This is a genomic window from Cupriavidus sp. 09_S30 (genome assembly GCF_056930435.1).
In genome coordinates, this window is the sequence record NZ_JBXOWI010000002.1 from 1,712,862 (window position 1) to 1,730,769 (window position 17,908).

The window sequence follows — 17,908 nt, forward strand, 5'->3', positions numbered from 1 at the left end:
GGCCATGGGCTACCTGATCCGCCGCCTGCTGGCGACGCTGCCGGTGATGGCCGTGGTCGCGGTCGTGGTCTTCCTGCTGATCCACCTGTCGCCGGGAGACCCGGCGGCACTGATCGCAGGCGACCTCGCCACGGTCGACGACATCGCCCGCCTGCGCACCGCGCTGGGCCTGGACCAGCCGCTGTGGCGCCAGTTCGTGATCTGGGCCGGACGCCTGGCCGGCGGCGACCTCGGCACCTCGATCTTCACCCAGGTGCCGGTGTCCGAGCTGCTGGGCCAGCGGCTGGAGCCGACGCTGTCCATCGCCGCGCTGACCATGCTGCTGACGCTGCTGGTATCGGTGCCGCTGGGCACGCTGGCTGCCTACCGCGCGGGCAGCTGGATCGATCGGCTGGTGATGCTGTTCGCGGTGCTGGCCTTCTCGCTGCCGGTCTTCCTGGTGGGCTACCTGCTGGTCTATGCCTTCGCCATCCAGCTGCCGTGGTTTCCCGTGCAAGGCTATGCGCGGCTGGCCGACGGCGCCGGGGCGTGGCTGCGCAGCCTGGTGCTTCCTTGCGTCAACCTGGCCCTGGTCTACATCGCCCTGGTCACCCGCATGACACGCGCCACGGTGCTCGAGGTGCTGCACGAAGACTACATCCGCACTGCCCGCGCCAAGGGGCTGGGTGTGCTGCCGGTGCTGGGGCACGCGCTGCGCAACGCCGCGATCCCCATCGCCACCACCGTTGGCATCGGCATCGCGCTGCTGATCGGCGGCGTGGTGGTGACGGAGACGGTCTTCGCCATTCCCGGCATCGGCCGGCTGGTGGTGGATTCCGTGCAGCGCCACGACTACCCCGTGATCCAGAGCGTGCTGCTGCTGTCGGCGGGGGCCTATGTGCTGATCAACCTGCTGATCGACCTCAGCTACCGGCTGTTCGACCCCCGTATCAAGTACTGAGCCACAGGCCCCGTTATGACCGCTTCCCTGCCCGCAAGTCAGGACGCCGCCGCACGGCCGGCGCCTGACGATGCCGACACCCCTTTCGCGCTGCCCCGCTGGTACTGGCTGCGCAAGCATCCCACCCTCGTCATCGGCGCCGCGCTGCTGCTCGCCGTGGCCGCGCTGTCGATCGCCGCGCCCTGGATCGCCCCCTTCGATCCGCAGGACATCGATCCGCTGGCGCGCATGCAGGCGCCATCGTCCATGCATTGGTTCGGCACCGACGCCCTGGGCCGCGACGTCTTCAGCCGCGCCGTCTGGGGCGGCCGCGTGTCGATGACGGTCGGCCTCTCGGTAGGTCTGCTGGCCACACTGCTAGGCGTGCTGATCGGCCTCACAGCCGGGTTCGTGCGCTGGACCGATGCCATCCTGATGCGCGTGATGGACGGGCTGATGGCGATTCCCGGCATCCTGCTCGCGATCGCGCTGATGGCCGTGACCCAGGCCAGCCTGGGCGCGGTGATCGTCGCCATCACCATCCCCGAGGTGCCGCGCGTGGTCCGCCTGGTGCGCTCGCTGGCGCTGACGCTGCGCGAGCAGCTCTATGTGGAAGCCGCGCATGCCGTCGGCACGCGGCTGCCAGTCATCCTGCTGCGCCACGTGCTGCCGAATATGGTGGCGCCGCTGATCGTGCAGGCCACCTTCGTCGCGGCGGCCGCGGTGCTGACCGAAGCCGCGCTCTCCTTCCTCGGCGTGGGCGTGCCGGCCCAGACGCCGAGCTGGGGCAATATGATGGCCGAAGGCCGCAACTTCGTCGCCGTTGCCTTCCACATCCTGCTCTATCCCGGCCTGCTGCTGGCCGCCACCGTGCTGGCCATCAACCTGCTGGGCGACGGACTGCGCGATGCGCTCGATCCGCGCCTGGCACGCCAACTCTGACACCGGGAGCCGACCATGACGCCATCACGCAAGGCGCTGCCCCCCGGCACGCCGCTGCTGGAAGTGCAGGACCTGCACGTCCGCTTCGATACCCTGACGGGCCCCGCGCGCTCGGTCAACGGGGTTTCCTACACCGTGCACGCCGGCCAGACGCTCGGCGTGGTGGGCGAATCCGGCTGCGGCAAGAGCGTGACCGCGCTGGCGGTCATGCGCCTCTTGTCCACGCCGCCCGCCCATGTGCGCGGCGCCGTGCGGCTGGGTGGCATCGACCTGCTGCAGCTCGGCGAGCGCGAGATGCGCCGCATCCGCGGCAACCGCATCTCCATGATCTTCCAGGAGCCCATGACCTCGCTCAACCCTGTGCTGAGCGTCGGCAGGCAGATCGCCGAAACCGTCCGCCTGCATCAGGGCGCCAGCCGGTCCGAAGCACGCCAGCGCGCCATCGAGATGCTGCGGCTGGTGCAGATTCCCGAGCCCGAACGCCGCGTCGACGAATACCCGCACCAGCTCTCGGGCGGCATGCGCCAGCGCGTGATGATCGCGCTGGCGCTCGCCTGCAACCCCGAGGTGCTGATCGCGGACGAGCCCACCACGGCGCTGGACGTCACCATCCAGGCGCAGATCCTCGACCTGATCCGCCAGCTCCAGCAGGCGCTCGGCATGGGCGTGGTGATGATCACGCACGACCTCGGCGTGGTGGCGGAAAGCTGCCATCGCGTCATCGTCATGTACGCCGGGCGCAAGGTCGAGGAAGCCGACGTGGGCGAACTGTTCGCGCGGCCGCTGCATCCTTACACGCGCGCGCTGATGGCGTCGATGCCCTCGATGAATACCAGCAGCCGGCGCCTGGCCGAGATTCCCGGGCTCGTGCCCTCGCCCCAGCAGCCCCAGCGCGGCTGCGCGTTCGCGCCCCGCTGCACGCTGGCCGCGGCGCGCTGCCACACCGAGATCCCTGGGCTCGCCCGCCTGGGCGCCGACCATTCCGTGGCCTGCTTCGCCGTCGCAGCGGACCACGCCGACACCATGCCGGAGGCAATCGCATGAAACCCGTGAGCGAACCGGCCGTCCCCCTGCTCCAGGTCAGCGGGCTGCGCAAGCACTATGCCGCGCCGCGGCGCTGGCCCGCCCCGCCGCCGGCGCCGATCCAGGCCGTTGACGACGTCTCCTTCACGGTGGCGCGCGGCGAGACGCTGTCGTTGGTGGGCGAGTCCGGCTGCGGCAAGACCACCACCGCCAAGTCGGTACTGCGCCTGGTGGAACCCACCGCCGGCTCGGTGCGGCTGGACGGCGAGGAACTGCTGACGCTGCCGGCCGCCGAGATGCGGCAGCGCCGGCGCGACCTGCAGATCATCTTCCAGGACCCTTACGCCTCCTTGAGTCCGCGCCTGAGAGCCGGCGAGATCGTGGCGGAACCGCTGCGCAACTTCGGCATGCGCTCGCGCGCCGAGCGCGAGGCCCGCGTCCAGTGGCTGTTCAGCAAGGTCGGACTGCGCCCGGAAGCCACGGCAAAGTATGCGCACGAGTTCTCCGGCGGCCAGCGCCAGCGCCTCGGCATCGCCCGCGCCCTGGCGATGCAGCCCAGGCTCATCGTCTGCGATGAACCGGTCTCAGCGCTCGATGTCTCGGTGCAGGCCCAGGTGGTCAACCTGCTGATGGACCTGCAGCAAGAGTTCGGCATCGCCTATCTCTTCGTGGCGCATGACCTCGCCGTGGTACGCCACATCAGCCACCGCGTGGCCGTGATGTACCTGGGCCGCATCGTCGAGCTTGCCGACCGCGACGCCCTGTTCTCGGCCCCGCGCCACCCCTATACCGAGATCCTGCTGTCGGCCGCCCCGGCGCCGGACCCACGCACGCCGGCACGCCGCATGCTGCTGCAAGGCGACCCGCCGAGCCCGGCCAATCCGCCCCCAGGCTGCCGCTTCCACACGCGCTGCCCGCTCGCGCAGCCCGTGTGCCGCGAACAGGCTCCCGCGCTGACCGCCCGCCCGTCCGATGCGCCCGGCGGGCACCACGTCGCCTGCCATTTCCGCTGATTTCCGCTGAGCGGGCGTTGCCAACTTCGCACCAGGAGTCCTTCCCGATGGCTGACCAAGTTTCGACCCACCATGACTTGCTGATCCGCGGCGGCACCGTGATCGACGGCAGCAAAGCCCCGCGCTTCAGCGCCGACATCGGCGTGCGCGCCGGCCGCATCGCCGCCATCGGCGATCTCGCCGGACACACTGCCGAGCAGACGCTGGACGCCGGCGGCCGCATCGTCGCTCCGGGCTTCATCGACGCGCATACGCACGATGACCAGGCCGTGCTGTCGCAGGCCGACATGTCGTTCAAGATCTCCCAAGGCGTGACCACGGTGGTGGCCGGCAACTGCGGCATCAGCGCCGCGCCGCTGCGCGCCGACATGGACCTGCCGATGCCGCTGGGCCTGATCGACGCACCACGCGAAGGCCGCTTCCCTACCTTCGGCGCCTACCTGGACGCCCTGCGCGCCACGCCCAGCTCGGTCAACGTGGCGGCAATGGTGGGCCACTCCACGCTGCGCGCCGTCACCATGGCGGCACTCGACCGCGCCGCCAACGCACAGGAGATCGCCGCCATGCAGGCGCTGGTGGAAGAGGCCATGCAGGCCGGCGCCATCGGCCTGTCGACCGGCACCTTCTATCCGCCGGCAGCCAAGGCCACCACCGAGGAGATCATCGCGGTCTGCCGCCCGCTGAGCGCGCGCAAGGCACTCTATGTGACGCATATGCGCAATGAGTCAGACCAGGTGATGGAGGCGCTGGAAGAGACCTTCCGCATCGGCCGGGCGCTCGACATACCCGTGGTGGTGTCGCACCACAAGGTGCAGAACACCCCCAACTTCGGCCGCAGCCGCGTCACTCTGCCCTTCATCCGCGAGACCATGAAGCACCAGTGCGTGTCACTGGACTGCTATCCCTACACCGCCGGCTCCACCATGATCCGCACCGAGGCCGCGATGCTGGAAGGCCGCGTGCGCATCGCTTCCAGCCAGCCGCACCCGGAATGTGCCGGCCGCGACCTGGACGACATCGCGCGCGAATGGGGTGTGGCCAAGGAAGAGGCCGCGCGGCGCCTGCAGCCCGGCACGGCCATCTACTTCCTGATGGACGAAGGCGATGTGCAGCGCATCCTGGCCTTCGACGAGACCATGATCGGCTCGGACGGCATCCCGGTCGGCGACAACCCGCACCCGCGCCTGTGGGGCACCTTCCCACGCGTGCTGGGGCACTACTGCCGCGACATCGGACTGTTCCCGCTGGAAACCGCCGTGTGGAAGATGACGGGCCTCACCGCGCGCAACTTCGGCCTGCAAGACCGCGGCACGCTGGCGGTGGGCAAGCATGCCGACATCGTGATCTTCGATGCCGGCACCATACGCGACGCCGCCGACTACGACACGCCGACGCGGCCTGCCGAGGGCATCGATACGGTGATCGTCAATGGGGTCATCACTTGGCGCGATGGGGGGCACAGTGGGGTGCGCAACGGGCAGGTGATTACGCGGAGTGAGGGCGCTGCCAGTTGAAGAAGGGGAATCCGGGCTGACGGGAGCGAACTTCGGGCGCGGCACCGCATCCCACGACCGTGGCAGCGCGACGCCGCATCGTGACTGCGAGTGCCCGCCCTCTCCCCCGCCCCTCTCCCGCAAGCGGGAGAGGGGAGCAAACCAGCGCGGGGCGAAAGCCAAGGCGTTTGCCGAAGCCGACAGGATGCACCAAGACCGCTCGCCAAGCGTGAGGTCTTGGCTCCCTCTCCCCTCACGGGGAGAGGGTTGGGGAGAGGGGTGGACTAGCAAGGTACCACGAACAACGATGCCTTCGGTGTTATCCAGCACGCCCCCCCCTCACTTCCCCCGCTGCGACTCCACAAACGCCTGCACCGCCCACACCACCTCTTGCGACAACAACCCCTCCCACGGCGGCATGTGCACCACACCAACGCGGACCTTGCCGTGCAGCACCGACTCTTTGAAGAAGGCATCGTTGTCCAGCATGCAGTCGTGGCGCAGCTTGCCGTCGCCGATCGCGCGGCAGTAGGCGTCGAGCCGGCGCAGGTCGGGCGCGCTGCCGCCGCCCGCGGCGTCCGCGCCGTGGCAGCGCGCGCAGGACTGGTTGAACACCGTGCGGCCGATCTCCTCCGCGCGCGCATTGCCGCGATAGGGGTTCTCGGCGCGCCATTCGGGACCGAGCGGGGGCAGCGCTGAGGCGTCCACCACCGGCGCGTGCGCCACTTCGGCCGCGGCGCAGCCGGCCGACAGCACGAAGAGGGAAAGGGCCAGCGCTGCGAGCGCAAGCCAGAGCGGGATGTCGGCGAGTCGCATGGTCTTGTGCCTCCGCGGCATGGCCATCTGGGTTGTCTGCATCATCGGGGTTCACCAGTCGGTCGGGCAGCCGCGGCAGCCGTCGAAGAAGCTGTCGGGGAAGATGGTGTAGCGGATCAGGCTGCCTTCCAAGGTGGCGTCCTTGAAGTTCACCGTGACGAACTTGGTTTCCTGCAGGTTGGCGTCGGCCAGCGTGGCGCCGGCGAACCAGGCGAACTGCGCCCGCGCCGCCTCCAGGTTGGCGGCCGTCAGGTCGGCGCCGCTGAAATCCGCGCGCATGATGCGGCCGAACTCCAGGTCGGCGCCGACCAGCTTGGCATTGCGGAAGGACGCCGCCGGCGCGTTGACCTTGCTCATGCGCGCGCCGGTCAGGTCGGCGCCGTCGAGGATGGCGCCCGCCAGGTTGGCCGCGCGCAGGTCGGCGCGCGCCAGCTTGGCGCCGCGCAGGTCGGCGCCGGCCAGGTTCGCGCCGGCCAGGTCGGCATGGCGCAGGTCGGCGCCCGGGCAGCGGGCATGCGGCCAGATGCCGCAGCCATTGATGACCTGCGGCGTGACGGTCTGCGGCTGCGCCTGCGCAAGGGGGGCGGCGAGCCAGCCAGCCGCCGCGGCCAGGGCGAGCGCCGCGTGGCGCGTGGAAAATCGCATCGGAAGCTCCAGGAAGCAGGTGGCGAAGGAAGGCGCCGCGCGCGGGGCGCGCGGCGTCCGGCGAAGCAGCCCGGCGCGCCACCGCAACGGCGGCGCGCCGGCGGAACACGGCGCTCAGAGGCGCGCCGTCTTCGTCTGCTTGGTCTGCTTGGCCTGCTTCGGCAGCTTGAACACCCACATCGAGCCGCCCTGCGTCACCTGCTTGGTCAGCTCGGCCATGTCGCCACCCCACAGCGGCACTGCGCCGCCGTAGCCGGACTGCACGCCGATGTACTGCTCGCCGTCCATCTCCCAGGTGATCGGCACCGAAACCACGCCCGAGCCGGTCTGGAAGCGCCACAGCTCCTTGCCGGTCTTGGCGTCGAAGGCCTTCATGAAGCCGTCCGAGGTGCCGGTGAAGAGCAGGCCGCCGGCGGTGGTCAAGGTGCCGGCCCACAGCGGGAACTTCTCCTTGTGCTCCCAGGCGATCTTGCCGGTCTTGGGGTCGATCGCGCGCAGGATGCCGACGTGGTCGTCGAACAGGCGCTTGATGCGGAAGCCCTGGCCGAGGTATGCCGAGCCCGGCTTGTAGCTCAGGTGCTCGGTCCAGTAGTCCATCGCCCAGTGGTTGGCGGGGATGTAGAACAGTCCGGTGTCGGGGCTGTAGGACATCGGGTGCCAGTTGGTGCCGCCCAGGAAGGGCGGCGAGACGAAGATGCTTTCGCCCTTGTCCTCACCGTCCTTGGGCAGCGGCGGCCGGTTGTTCTTCTCGATCGGCTTGCCGGTCTTCAGGTCGAAGCCCGAAGCCCAGGTGATGCCGTCGACGAAGGGCCAGGCACCGATCAGCGAGGTCGGCTTGTTCGGGTAGCCGGCGCCGGTGGCCAGCTTCTCGCGGTCGGTGACGAAGAAGAAGCCGTTGCGGTCGGCGTGGGCCGAGGCCTTGATCTGCTTGCCGGTCTTGGCGTCCTTGTACTCGAACAGGATCACCGAGTTGTTGCCCGAGAAGTCCCACGCATCGTTGGGCGTATGCTGGAAGAAGCCCTTGAGCTCGCCGGTGCTGGCATCGACGTAGGCCTGGCCCGAGGTGAACAGGCTGTCCCAGTTGCGCGGATCGTCGCCCTTGGCGGTGCGCTTCCAGGTGTTCCACGGCGCCGGGTTGCCCGCTCCGATGACGATGGTGTTGGTGTCCACGTCGAAGGAGGCGCTCTGCCAGGGCGCGCCGCCGCCATGGCTCCAGGCCTCGACCTTGCCGGTCGGCGACTCGGGATCGGCCGGCCACGACGGCGCCTTGGGGTCGCCGGTAGGCGTGCTGTCCTTGCCGTCCAGCCGGCCCATATGGCCTTCGACCAGCGGGCGCGCCCACACTTCCTTGCCGGTGTCGGGATCACGCGCGAAAAGCCAGCCCACCACGCCGAACTCGTCGCCCGACGAACCATGCACCAGCAGCACGCGGCCGGTGCGCTGGTCCTTGACGATGCTCGGCGCGCCGGTCATGGTGTAGCCCACCTTGTGGTCGCCGAATTTCTCCTTCCATACCACCTTGCCGGTCTTGCGATCGAGCGCGACCACGGCCGCGTCCAGCGTGCCGAAGAAGATCTTGTCGCCGTATATGGCAGCGCCGCGGTTGACCACGTCGCAGCACGGGCGGATGTCGTTGGGCAGGCGGTGCTCGTAGGCCCAGAGCTGCTTGCCGGTGCGCGCGTCGATGGCATAGAAGCGCGAGTAGGACGCCGTGATGTAGATCACGCCGTCGCGCACCAGGGCCTGGCCTTCCTGGCCGCGCTGCTTCTCGCCGCCGAAGGAGAAGGACCACGCAGGCACCAGCTGCCCCACGGTGCTGGCGTTGACCTGCTTGAGCGGGCTGTAGCGCTGGGCCTTGACGCCAAGGCCGTAGGTCAGCACGTCGCCAGGGGTCTTGTCGTCGTTGAGGATGTCCTCCCAGGTCACGTCGCCGGCTGCCGCCTCGGCGACGCCGACCGTGGCGCCGAATGCGAGGGCGGCGGTGGTCAGCGCGACCAGGGTCTTGAGCACGGGGCCCGTGGATTGCTGTGGCTTCATGGTTGCAATGTCTCCCTTCTTCTTAGTGGAATGAACCGGTGGGTGCGCCGCGGCACGGGGGATGGCACCGGCGCGCGACGCATTGGCCGCTGCAACGCCTTGCAATCGCCGTGCCAATGCCGCGTGGGCCGCACTTGCGCATTCCCGCCGCCCGGCGCGCGGCGCACTGTTCAAATCCTCAACAGCGCCGGTGGCGCAACGATCCGCCACGCAACAACGGCACAGCATGACCGGTGCCAGGCAAGGGCGCGCCAGCCCGCGCAGCCATCCGGGCACACCTGCAAAGCCGCTTCACGCACGGCAAACCGCACGACAAAGGGCACGCCGTCTCCGCACAAACCCTTAGCCTGATGCAACGACTCGACCTCTGGCATGGCACTTGCGCTACCTGCCGCGGACCCGGCGCACCGCGCCTGGAGACCGGACATCTCGAACCATCGAACCATCAGGAGACAGTCATGAACCACGCCGAAATGAAGTTCCTCGACATGGAATTCCCCTACAAGGCCAGCTATGACAACTACATCGGCGGCAAGTGGGTGCCGCCGCTGTCGGGCCAGTACTTCGACAATCTCTCGCCCGTCACCGGCCAAGCCTTCTGCAAGATCGCGCGCTCCAATGCCGATGATGTGGAACTGGCGCTGGATGCCGCGCACGCCGCCAAGACCGCCTGGGGCCGCACCTCGCCGGCCGAGCGCGCCAACGTCCTGAACCGCATCGCGGACCGCATGGAGGCCAACCTCAAGCGCCTGGCCGTGGCTGAGACCATCGACAACGGCAAGCCGCTGCGCGAGACCATGGCGGCCGACCTGCCGCTGGCCATCGACCACTTCCGCTATTTCGCCGGCGCCATCCGCGCCCAGGAAGGCGGCATCTCCGAGATCGACCACGACACCGTCGCCTACCACTTCCACGAGCCGCTGGGCGTGGTCGGCCAGATCATCCCGTGGAACTTCCCGCTGCTGATGGCCACCTGGAAGCTGGCACCGGCGCTGGCCGCGGGCAACTGCGTGGTGCTCAAGCCGGCCGAGCAGACCCCGGCGTCGATCCTGGTGCTGATGGAGATCATCGGCGACCTGCTGCCGCCGGGCGTGCTCAACGTGGTCAACGGCTTCGGCCTGGAGGCCGGCAAGCCGCTGGCCTCGAACAAGCGCATCGCCAAGATCGCCTTCACCGGCGAGACCACCACCGGCCGCCTGATCATGCAGTACGCCTCGCAGAACCTGATCCCGGTCACGCTGGAGCTAGGCGGCAAGAGCCCCAACATCTTCTTCGCCGACGTGCTGGACAAGGACGACGCCTTCTTCGACAAGGCGCTCGAAGGCTTCGCCATGTTCGCGCTGAACCAGGGCGAGGTCTGCACCTGCCCGTCGCGTGCGCTGATCCAGGAATCGGTCTACGACCGCTTCATGGAACGCGCCATCAAGCGCGTGGAAGCCATCAAGCAGGGCCACCCGCTCGATGTCTCCACCATGATCGGCGCACAGGCCTCGCAGGAGCAGCTGGAGAAGATCCTGTCCTACATCGACCTGGGCAAGCAGGAGGGTGCAGAGCTGCTGACCGGCGGTGTGCGCAACCAGCTCGGCGGCTCGCTGGACCAGGGCTACTACGTCAAGCCCACGGTCTTCCGCGGCCACAACAAGATGCGCATCTTCCAGGAAGAAATCTTCGGGCCGGTGGTGTCGGTGACCACCTTCAAGACCGAGGAGGAGGCGCTCGAGATCGCCAACGACACGCTGTACGGCCTGGGCGCCGGCGTCTGGACCCGCGACGGCACGCGCGCCTACCGCTTCGGCCGTGAGATCCAGGCCGGCCGCGTGTGGACCAACTGCTACCACGCCTATCCGGCGCACGCGGCCTTCGGTGGCTACAAGCAGTCCGGCATCGGCCGCGAGAACCACAAGATGATGCTGGACCACTACCAGCAGACCAAGAACCTGCTGGTCAGCTACAGCCCGAACGCGCTCGGCTTCTTCTGATCCCGGTCCTTCGGTTCTCCTCTGCTGACTGGGTGCCCGCCCCCGGCACCCGCTTTGCCGGCCGCCGCCCGCGGCGGCCGGGTTTTCCTTCTTGCGCACCATGTCCGACACCACACTGCCCGCCCGCGTGACCGCGACCGACGCCGCCCTAGCGCTGATCGCCCGCCTCGCGCGCGACCACGGCCCCATCCTCTTCCACCAGTCCGGCGGCTGCTGCGACGGCAGCGCGCCGATGTGCTTCCCGCGCGGGGAGTTCCTCGTCGGCGGCGGCGACGTCAAGCTGGGCGAGATCGGCGGCGCGCCCTTCTACATGGGCGAGGCGCAGTTCGAGTACTGGCAGCACACCCAGCTCATCATCGACGTGGTGCCCGGCAACGGCGGCATGTTCTCGATGGAGCGCGCCACCGGCATGCGCTTCCTGACCCGCTCGCGGCTGTTCACCGACGAAGAGTGCGCACTGCTGGCAAGCCATCCGCCGCAGCGCGCTTCCATGGACTTCCAATGACATGGGCGCTCACGCCACGCTGCTCACGCTCCGCCTCGCGCGCCTGTTCGCGCCTCTGTTCGCGCGTCTGTTCGTCCTCGTGGCCCTGCTAGTGCTCGCCGGCCCCGCGCGGGCGGACGCACGCCCGGACTATCCCGCGCGCCCGCTAACGCTGATCGTGCCCTGGCCCGCGGGCGGCGCCACCGATATCTCCATGCGCATCCTGGCCGAGCTGGCCGGGCGTGACCTTGGCCAGCCCATCGTGGTGGAGAACCGGCCCGGCGCCGGCGGCACCCTGGTGGCCGGCCTGCTCGCCGCCGCCGCGCCCGACGGCTACACCCTCGGCCAGCTCCCGCCCACCGTGTACCGCTTGCCGCACCAGCAGCGCACCAGCTGGCAGCCGCTGCGGGACCTGCAGCCGGTGCTGCTGATCTCCGGCTACACCTTCGGCGTGGTGGTGCCGGCCGACAGCCCCTTCCGCAGCTTCGACGACCTGCTGGACTGGGCCGCCGCTCACCCGGGCCGGCTCACGGTGGGCTCCACCGGCGTTGGCACCACCGCCCACCTGGCCATGGAAGACGTGCTGGGCCGGCGCGGCATCCCCTATGTGCATGTGCCCTACCGCGGCACCGCCGACCAGATGCTGGCGGTCGCCAACGGCTCGCTGATGGCCGGCGTCAATTCCACCGGCTTCGCTCCCTTCATCGAAAGCGGCAAGATGCGCCTGCTCGCCATCTTCAGCGAGAAACGCTCGCCGCGCTGGCCCGAGGTACCCACCATGACCGAGCTGGGCTTTCCCGGCGCCGTGCATACCGCGCCCTACGGCATCGCCGTGCCGCGCGGCACCGATGCACGCATCGTCAAGCGCCTGCACGACGCCTTCCTGCGCGCCATGCGCGCGCCCGCCCACCTGGCCGAGCTGGCCAAGTACGACCAGTCCCTGTCCTACCTGGACACCGCGCACTACGACGCGTACACGCGCGAACTGTGGCAGCAGGAGCGTCGCATGGCCGAGCGTCTCGGCACGGCGGCGGGCAAGGAGCAGGCGCGATGATGGCGGCCTTCGCTTCCTCCGGCCGGTTCGGCCGCCTCGGCGCCTTGCGTACATGGGCCGCCCGCGTTTCGTCCGGCCCCCCGGCCGCGCGGCTGCCGGTCCGGCTGCGCGGCGCGCTGGCTGCGCTACTGCTGCCGATCGCTGCCCTCGCCACCCTTGCCGCCCCGCCCGCCTGCGCACAGGGCAAGGACCCGCTCGGCTCGCCTCAGTGGCCCGCCATCTGGCGCGACGTGCTCGGTGGCGAGGCCGTGGTGTTCGACGCACGGGTCAAGGTCAGCGGCCCTGCCTTCGCCGAAGACGCGATGCACGTGCCGATCGCCTTCGATGCCAGCGCGCTCGGCCAGGTCCGGCGCATCGTCGTCGCCGTCGACCGCAATCCGATCCGCAAGGTGCTGGAGTTCGAGCCCGGCGCGCTGCGCCCGGCCCTAACCTTCCGCTTCAAGCAGGAACAGGCTTCGCCGGTGCGCGTGGCCGCGCAGACCGAGGACGGGGTGTGGCACGTGGGCGGCGTGCTGGTCAATGCCGCCGGCGGCGGCTGCACCGTGCCCGGCGACACGCGCCGCGACGGCTCCTGGGAGACCACGCTGAACCGGGTCGAGGCACGCGTGTTTCCCGGTCGCGCGCCGGGCACTGCGCGGCTGCGCCTGCGCGTGATGCACCCCATGGATACCGGCCTGGTGGCCGGCATCCCCGCCTTCCATATCGAGCGGCTGGCCATCGGCGAGCCCGGCGCGGCGCCGCTGGCCGTGCTGCGGCTGTACGAGCCGGTCAGCGAGAACCCGGTGTTCTCGCTCGACCTGCCGGCCTGGCCCCGCACCGGCACCATGGTCACGGGACAGGACAACAACGGCAACCGCATCGCCGCGCGGGTGGCGCTATGAAGACAACATTGCGAGCACGCCTCGCCCGGCTCGCCGCCGCGGCTGTCCTCGCCGGCTTCGCCCTGCACGGCGCCGCGCAGAGCAACTACCGGCTCGCCCCGCGCCAGCTCGCGGCCGACACCTGGGTGATCGAAGGCGAGAACGCCGACTTCTCCCCCGCCAACGGCTGCAACATCATCAACACCGCCTTCATCGACACCGGCGACGGCGTGGTGGTCATCAATACCGGCCCGTCGGCGCGCTACGGACAGCAGCAGCGGCAGGCCATCGCCGCCGTCACGCCGGCGCCGGTGCGCATGGTGCTGAACCTGAACCTGCACCCTGACCACTTCTTCGGCAACCAGGCCTATGGCGACGTCCCCGTGCGCGCCCTGCCCGGCACCATCGCCGGCGCCGCGCGCGAGGGCGAGGCCTATGCGGACAACCTCTACCGCCTGTGCGGCAGCTGGATGCAGGGCACCCAGCCGGCGCCGGCCACCGTGCCCGCCCAAGCGGGCCGCATCACCCAGGGCCGCCACGTGCTGGAGCTGATCCGCTTCGACGGGCACACCAGCGACGACCTGGTGCTGCTCGACCGCACCACCGGCGTGGTCTTCGCCGGCGGCCTCGCCTTTCGTGAGCGCGTGCCGACCACGCCTCATGCCGACATCGGCCGCTGGCTGGCCAGCCTGGACCGGCTGGAGCAGGTGGCGCGCGAGAGCGGCGCCCGCCTGCTGGTGCCGAGCCACGGCCCGGTCGGCGACGGCAGCCAAGCCATCGCCCAGACGCGCACCTACCTGCGCTGGCTCGATGGGCATATGCGCGAGTCCGCCGCGGCGGGCCGCGACCTGTCGGAGGTGATCGCCATGCCAGCGCCCGCGCCCTTTGCCGGCTGGGCGGCGATGCCGCAGGAGTATGTGCGCAACCTCACCCATCTCTATCCGGCCTACGAGAACGCGGCGCTGGCGAAATGACGCAGCGCCCCGGGGCAAACCCCAGACCCCAGACCCGCATCCACCCACAACAGGAGACATCCATGCGCAACACGCCCCCAATCGCCGCTCTGCTGCCTGCCATCGCCCTGCTCTGCCTGGCCGCCACGTCCGCCCGCGCGGCGCCCGACATGCAGGCACTGGCCGACAAGAGCGGCTGCTTTTCCTGCCACGGCATGCAGAACAAGGTGATCGGCCCCGGCTTCGCCGAGGTCGCGGCCAAGTACAAGGGCGACGGCGAGGCCGCCGCGCGGCTGGCCCGCAAGATCCAGGAAGGCGGCAAGGGCAATTGGGGCCGCATCCCGATGCCGCCCCATCCGATCCTGAAGGAAGCCGAGGCACGGCAGCTGGCGGACTGGGTGCTGGGCGCGGGCTGACGCGCCGCGGCCACCCCGCTGCCGGCGAGCGGCGGGGCGATGGCCACTTGCTCCCACAGGAACCCCGCCCTCTTCCGCCACACAGGCGACGCGGGGAGGCAACCGCCTCCCCCGCTCCTGTCACTGCGTCTCCCTACCCCCGGCTCATCCGCAAGGAGTTCGCATCGGTGCGGAAGACCAGCGGCGCCGATACCGGCTCGCCCGGCGCCGCCCGCGGCGCCAGCGCCGCGGCCAGCCGTCCCTGTGCCACCACCGCCTGCACGCGGCCGTGCTCGGGCGCGCGCGTGCAGACCGGATCAGCAGCCGCCGCATCGCCCGTCATCAGATAAGCCTGGCAGCGGCAGCCGCCGGCATCCTCCGCGCGGTCGTCGCAGCTCCGGCACGGTTCCTTCATCCAGCCGGTGCCGCGATAACGGCGGAAGGCCTCGCTGTCCTGCCAGATATGCCGCAAGCTGTGCTCCCTGACATTGGGCAGGGCCGGCCCGGGGAGCATGCGCGCCGCATGGCAGGGCAGCGCGGTACCGTCCGGCGCCACGCCGAGGAAGGTCGTGCCCCAGCCATTCATACACTTCTTGGGGCGCCCCTCGAAGTAGTCCGGCACGACGAAGAGGATGCGGCAGCGCTGCCCCACCCGTTCGCGATAGCGGTTCACCACCGCCTCGGCTTCGCGCAGCTGCTCGGCATCGGGCATCAGCGCCAGGCGGTTCTCCCAGGCCCAGCCGTAGTACTGCGTGTTGGCCAGCTCCAGGTATTCGGCGCCCATCTGCAGCGCCATCTCGATGATGGTGGCGACGTGCGGCAGGTTGTACCGATGCAGCACGCAGTTCATCACCATCGGATAGCCATGCGCCTTGATGCTCTTCGCCACGCGGCGCTTGAGCTCGAAGGTGCGGGTGCTGGACAGGAAATCGTTCAGCTCGCGCGTGGAATCCTGGAAGGAAAGCTGGATGTGGTCGAGCCCCGCTGCGCGCAAGGCGGCCAGGCGCGCGTCGCTCAGGCCGATGCCGGAGGTGATCAGGTTGGTGTAGAAGCCGAGGCCATGCGCATGCGCCACCAGCGTCTCCAGGTCCTTGCGCATCAGCGGCTCGCCGCCGGACAGCCCGAGCTGGACGGCGCCCAGGGCGCGCGCCTGGGTCAGCACGTCCAGCCACTGGGCGGTGTCCAGCTCCGTGCCGTGGCGCGCGTAGTCGACCGGATTGGAGCAGAAGGCGCAGTGCAGCGGGCAGCGGTAGGTCAGCTCGGCCAGCAGCCACAGCGGCGGGCCGGGCCTCGGCGCATCGGCCGCACCCGCGCCAGGCGCCGCCGTCTCGGCCTCAAACGAGCCAGCCACGTTCGATCGCATGATTGACAAAGGCGTGGACCTCCGGAGCGATACCCGTGACACCGAATACCGATTGCAGTTCATCGATCAGCATGTCGAAGGTGCGCGAGCCATCGCAGCGCTGCAGGATGGCGGCCGCGCTGTCGTTGAGCGTGACCATCCCTTCGGGATAGAGCAGCACCCAGGCTTGCTGCGCCTCCTCCCACTGCAGGCGGAAGGTGCCGTGCAGCAGGGGCATGCGGGCATCGTTGGCGACATTGGCGATGTCGGCGACATTGGCGGCGACGTTCATGGATAGGCCTTTTCGATGGCGTCCAGCATCGACCACAGCACGTCGAGCTTGAACTGCAGGATGTCCAGCGCGCGCTGCTGCTGCGCCGGGGTGCGGAAGTGCTCAAGCGTGACGCGCAGGCCGTGGTCCACGTCGCGCTGCGCGAGCGGGATGCGCGAGCGGAAATAGGCCAGGCCCTCGGCCTCCACCCAGGGATAGTGCCCGGGCCAGCCGGCCAGCCGTTCCTTGTGGATCTCCGGCGCGAACATCTCGGTCAGCGAGGAACACACGCCCTCCTGCCAGGGCGCGCTGCGCGCGAAGTTGACATAGGCGTCCACCGCGAAGCGCACGCCAGGCAGCACCAGTTGCTGCGACCACAGTTGCTCGCGCGTCAGCCCCACCGCCTCGCCCAGGCGCGACCAGGCCTCGATGCCGCCCGGCGTTTCCGGCGTGCCGTCGTGGTCGAGGATGCGCACCACCCATTCCCGGCGCGTATCGCGCTCCGGGCAGTTGGCCAGGATGGCGGCATCCTTCTGCGGAATGCGGATCTGGTAGTAGAAGCGGTTGGCCACCCAGCCGCGGATCTGCTCCGGCGTGCAGCGGCCGGCCGCCATGCGCTGGTTGAAGGGGTGGTGGATGTGGTAGCCCGCCTGCTTGGCGCGCAGCCTGGCCTCGAATTCCGCGGGGCTCCAGGGCTCGGTGTGCGTCATAGCGTGATCTCCATGCCGTCCCATGCCACTTCGATACCTCGCTCGGCCAGGTGGCGGCGCTGCGGCGAGTCTTCGTCGAGGATGGGATTGGTGTTGTTGATGTGGATCAGGATCTTGCGTGCGCGCGGCACGGCGTCGAGCACCTCGACCATGCCGCCCGGCCCCCACTGGGCCAGGTGCCCCATGTCGCGCGCGCTCTTGGCCGACAGCCCGAGCTGCTGCATCTCGTCATCGCGCCAGAAGGTGCCGTCGACCAGCACCACGTCGGCGCCCTGCAGTTCCGCCATCACGTGCGGCTCGATCGCGCCCAGCCCCGGCGCGTAGAAGATCCGGCGGCCGCTGCGCGTGTCGACGATGCGCAGGCCGATGTTGTCGCCGCGCTTGGGCGCGTGGCGGTTGGGCGAATAAGGCGGCGCCTTGCTGTCCAGCGGCACCGGCGTGAGCGTCACCGATGGCAGTACCGGCACGCGCAGCGCGCTGCCGTCGCACGGCAGCGTGTTCGCCTGCAGGCCGCAGTAGTGCGACAGGATGCGGCGCAGCGGGAAGGCTTCATCGAGATCGGCCAGCACCGGTGCGGTTGCGTACAGCGGCAGCGGCCCGGTGTTCTCGCGCAGCATCAGCAGCCCGGTCACGTGGTCGATCTGCGCATCCATCAGCAGCACCGCGGCGATCCCCGTATCGCGCCGGCCGCGCGCCGGCTGCAGCGCCGGGGTGGCGCGGATCTGCGCCAGGATGTCGGGCGAGGCGTTGACCAGCAACCAGTCGCGGCCGTTCTCCGACAGCGTGATCGACGACTGCGTGCGCGGCGTGGCCCGCAGCGTGCCGCGCCGCACGCCATCGCAATTCGGGCAATTGCAGTTCCATTGGGGAAAGCCGCCGCCGGCGGCCGACCCCAGCACCCTTAGTGTCACCATGATTCTTGTCCGGCGCTGCGCGCCTGTCTCCGTTGTCTCCTGACCTGGCCTGCGAGCA

The 17,908-nt window shown here is 69.8% G+C and carries 18 protein-coding genes; 11 read left to right on the plus strand and 7 right to left on the minus strand.

Annotated elements, in window-relative coordinates; genetic code table 11:
- The first annotated feature begins 4 nt into the window (after positions 1 to 4).
- The 5 genes from AC1Z3O_RS27805 to AC1Z3O_RS27825 are packed head-to-tail and all read left to right on the plus strand — an operon-like array spanning position 5 to position 5,411.
- A complete protein-coding gene (locus tag AC1Z3O_RS27805; protein WP_483519460.1) occupies positions 5 to 940 on the plus strand; it encodes an ABC transporter permease in 936 nt (311 codons plus the stop codon).
- A 15-nt stretch (positions 941 to 955) separates the two neighbouring features.
- Positions 956 to 1,861: an ABC transporter permease gene (locus AC1Z3O_RS27810; RefSeq protein WP_483519462.1), complete on the plus strand. Its 906-nt coding sequence runs from the start codon at positions 956 to 958 to the stop codon at positions 1,859 to 1,861.
- Positions 1,862 to 1,876: 15 nt separating this feature from the next.
- Positions 1,877 to 2,905 (plus strand): ABC transporter ATP-binding protein, encoded by a 1,029-nt coding sequence (locus tag AC1Z3O_RS27815; RefSeq protein WP_483519464.1) that lies wholly within the window; start codon positions 1,877 to 1,879, stop codon positions 2,903 to 2,905.
- Positions 2,902 to 3,897, plus strand: a complete 996-nt coding sequence (locus AC1Z3O_RS27820; RefSeq protein ID WP_483519466.1) for an ABC transporter ATP-binding protein — start codon at positions 2,902 to 2,904, stop codon at positions 3,895 to 3,897. Before AC1Z3O_RS27815 ends, AC1Z3O_RS27820 begins: the two co-directional genes overlap by 4 nt.
- 47 nt (positions 3,898 to 3,944) lie before the next feature.
- A complete protein-coding gene (locus tag AC1Z3O_RS27825; protein WP_483519468.1) occupies positions 3,945 to 5,411 on the plus strand; it encodes an N-acyl-D-amino-acid deacylase family protein in 1,467 nt (488 codons plus the stop codon).
- A 318-nt stretch (positions 5,412 to 5,729) separates the two neighbouring features.
- On the opposite strand, the gene pedF is transcribed toward AC1Z3O_RS27825, so the two are convergent.
- The 3 genes from pedF to AC1Z3O_RS27840 all read right to left on the minus strand — a co-directional run bounded on the left by pedF (position 5,730) and on the right by AC1Z3O_RS27840 (position 8,888).
- Positions 5,730 to 6,251, minus strand: a complete 522-nt coding sequence (pedF, locus tag AC1Z3O_RS27830) for a cytochrome c-550 PedF (protein WP_483519470.1) — start codon at positions 6,249 to 6,251, stop codon at positions 5,730 to 5,732.
- 6 nt (positions 6,252 to 6,257) lie between these two features.
- Positions 6,258 to 6,851: a pentapeptide repeat-containing protein gene (locus AC1Z3O_RS27835; protein WP_483519472.1), complete on the minus strand. Its 594-nt coding sequence runs from the start codon at positions 6,849 to 6,851 to the stop codon at positions 6,258 to 6,260.
- A 114-nt stretch (positions 6,852 to 6,965) separates the two neighbouring features.
- Entirely contained in the window at positions 6,966 to 8,888 is a 1,923-nt protein-coding gene (locus AC1Z3O_RS27840) for a methanol/ethanol family PQQ-dependent dehydrogenase (protein WP_483519474.1), read from the minus strand.
- A gap of 458 nt (positions 8,889 to 9,346) precedes the next feature.
- Here AC1Z3O_RS27840 and adh point away from each other — a divergent pair, with 458 nt between their 5' ends.
- The 6 genes from adh (at position 9,347) to AC1Z3O_RS27870 (ending at position 14,634) form a co-directional block, all read left to right on the plus strand.
- On the plus strand, positions 9,347 to 10,867 hold the full coding sequence (gene adh / locus AC1Z3O_RS27845; protein WP_483519476.1) for an aldehyde dehydrogenase: 1,521 nt from the start codon (positions 9,347 to 9,349) through the stop codon (positions 10,865 to 10,867).
- A 100-nt stretch (positions 10,868 to 10,967) separates the two neighbouring features.
- Entirely contained in the window at positions 10,968 to 11,372 is a 405-nt protein-coding gene (locus AC1Z3O_RS27850; protein ID WP_483519478.1) for a DUF779 domain-containing protein, read from the plus strand.
- Position 11,373: 1 nt separating this feature from the next.
- Positions 11,374 to 12,405: a tripartite tricarboxylate transporter substrate binding protein gene (locus AC1Z3O_RS27855; protein ID WP_483519480.1), complete on the plus strand. Its 1,032-nt coding sequence runs from the start codon at positions 11,374 to 11,376 to the stop codon at positions 12,403 to 12,405.
- Positions 12,402 to 13,286, plus strand: coding sequence for a quinoprotein dehydrogenase-associated SoxYZ-like carrier (locus AC1Z3O_RS27860; protein WP_483519481.1), 885 nt, complete (start codon positions 12,402 to 12,404; stop codon positions 13,284 to 13,286). Before AC1Z3O_RS27855 ends, AC1Z3O_RS27860 begins: the two co-directional genes overlap by 4 nt.
- Entirely contained in the window at positions 13,283 to 14,239 is a 957-nt protein-coding gene (locus AC1Z3O_RS27865; RefSeq protein ID WP_483519483.1) for a quinoprotein relay system zinc metallohydrolase 1, read from the plus strand. The genes AC1Z3O_RS27860 and AC1Z3O_RS27865 overlap by 4 nt, the downstream gene beginning before the upstream one ends.
- A gap of 62 nt (positions 14,240 to 14,301) precedes the next feature.
- The gene (locus tag AC1Z3O_RS27870) at positions 14,302 to 14,634 is read left to right on the plus strand and encodes a c-type cytochrome (protein WP_483519484.1); all 333 of its coding nucleotides are present in this window, start codon (positions 14,302 to 14,304) and stop codon (positions 14,632 to 14,634) included.
- Positions 14,635 to 14,767: 133 nt separating this feature from the next.
- Here the strand turns inward: AC1Z3O_RS27870 and pqqE are convergent, their stop codons facing one another.
- Genes pqqE through pqqB form a run of 4 tightly spaced genes read right to left on the minus strand, consistent with a single transcriptional unit; the run spans position 14,768 to position 17,850 of the window.
- Positions 14,768 to 15,976: a pyrroloquinoline quinone biosynthesis protein PqqE gene (gene pqqE, locus AC1Z3O_RS27875; protein ID WP_483522039.1), complete on the minus strand. Its 1,209-nt coding sequence runs from the start codon at positions 15,974 to 15,976 to the stop codon at positions 14,768 to 14,770.
- Complete coding sequence (gene pqqD / locus AC1Z3O_RS27880; RefSeq protein WP_483519486.1) at positions 15,948 to 16,247, minus strand: pyrroloquinoline quinone biosynthesis peptide chaperone PqqD; 300 nt, start codon at positions 16,245 to 16,247, stop codon at positions 15,948 to 15,950. The genes pqqE and pqqD overlap by 29 nt, the downstream gene beginning before the upstream one ends.
- Entirely contained in the window at positions 16,244 to 16,936 is a 693-nt protein-coding gene (gene pqqC / locus AC1Z3O_RS27885; RefSeq protein WP_483519487.1) for a pyrroloquinoline-quinone synthase PqqC, read from the minus strand. Before pqqC ends, pqqD begins: the two co-directional genes overlap by 4 nt.
- The gene (gene pqqB, locus AC1Z3O_RS27890) at positions 16,933 to 17,850 is read right to left on the minus strand and encodes a pyrroloquinoline quinone biosynthesis protein PqqB (protein ID WP_483519489.1); all 918 of its coding nucleotides are present in this window, start codon (positions 17,848 to 17,850) and stop codon (positions 16,933 to 16,935) included. The genes pqqC and pqqB overlap by 4 nt, the downstream gene beginning before the upstream one ends.
- Between the last annotated feature and the right edge of the window lie 58 nt (positions 17,851 to 17,908).

Coding starts and splice junctions, on each gene's coding strand:
- AC1Z3O_RS27860 (WP_483519481.1), top strand. CDS start 12,402: ATGATGGCGGCCTTCGCTTCCTCCGGCCGGTTCGGCCGCCTCGGCGCC.
- AC1Z3O_RS27865 (WP_483519483.1), top strand. CDS start 13,283: ATGAAGACAACATTGCGAGCACGCCTCGCCCGGCTCGCCGCCGCGGCT.
- pqqD (WP_483519486.1), bottom strand. CDS start 16,247: ATGAACGTCGCCGCCAATGTCGCCGACATCGCCAATGTCGCCAACGAT.
- AC1Z3O_RS27870 (WP_483519484.1), top strand. CDS start 14,302: ATGCGCAACACGCCCCCAATCGCCGCTCTGCTGCCTGCCATCGCCCTG.
- AC1Z3O_RS27815 (WP_483519464.1), top strand. CDS start 1,877: ATGACGCCATCACGCAAGGCGCTGCCCCCCGGCACGCCGCTGCTGGAA.
- AC1Z3O_RS27805 (WP_483519460.1), top strand. CDS start 5: ATGGGCTACCTGATCCGCCGCCTGCTGGCGACGCTGCCGGTGATGGCC.
- pqqC (WP_483519487.1), bottom strand. CDS start 16,936: ATGACGCACACCGAGCCCTGGAGCCCCGCGGAATTCGAGGCCAGGCTG.
- AC1Z3O_RS27840 (WP_483519474.1), bottom strand. CDS start 8,888: ATGAAGCCACAGCAATCCACGGGCCCCGTGCTCAAGACCCTGGTCGCG.
- AC1Z3O_RS27835 (WP_483519472.1), bottom strand. CDS start 6,851: ATGCGATTTTCCACGCGCCACGCGGCGCTCGCCCTGGCCGCGGCGGCT.
- pqqB (WP_483519489.1), bottom strand. CDS start 17,850: ATGGTGACACTAAGGGTGCTGGGGTCGGCCGCCGGCGGCGGCTTTCCC.
- AC1Z3O_RS27850 (WP_483519478.1), top strand. CDS start 10,968: ATGTCCGACACCACACTGCCCGCCCGCGTGACCGCGACCGACGCCGCC.
- AC1Z3O_RS27820 (WP_483519466.1), top strand. CDS start 2,902: ATGAAACCCGTGAGCGAACCGGCCGTCCCCCTGCTCCAGGTCAGCGGG.
- adh (WP_483519476.1), top strand. CDS start 9,347: ATGAACCACGCCGAAATGAAGTTCCTCGACATGGAATTCCCCTACAAG.
- AC1Z3O_RS27825 (WP_483519468.1), top strand. CDS start 3,945: ATGGCTGACCAAGTTTCGACCCACCATGACTTGCTGATCCGCGGCGGC.
- pedF (WP_483519470.1), bottom strand. CDS start 6,251: ATGATGCAGACAACCCAGATGGCCATGCCGCGGAGGCACAAGACCATG.
- pqqE (WP_483522039.1), bottom strand. CDS start 15,976: ATGCGATCGAACGTGGCTGGCTCGTTTGAGGCCGAGACGGCGGCGCCT.
- AC1Z3O_RS27810 (WP_483519462.1), top strand. CDS start 956: ATGACCGCTTCCCTGCCCGCAAGTCAGGACGCCGCCGCACGGCCGGCG.
- AC1Z3O_RS27855 (WP_483519480.1), top strand. CDS start 11,374: ATGGGCGCTCACGCCACGCTGCTCACGCTCCGCCTCGCGCGCCTGTTC.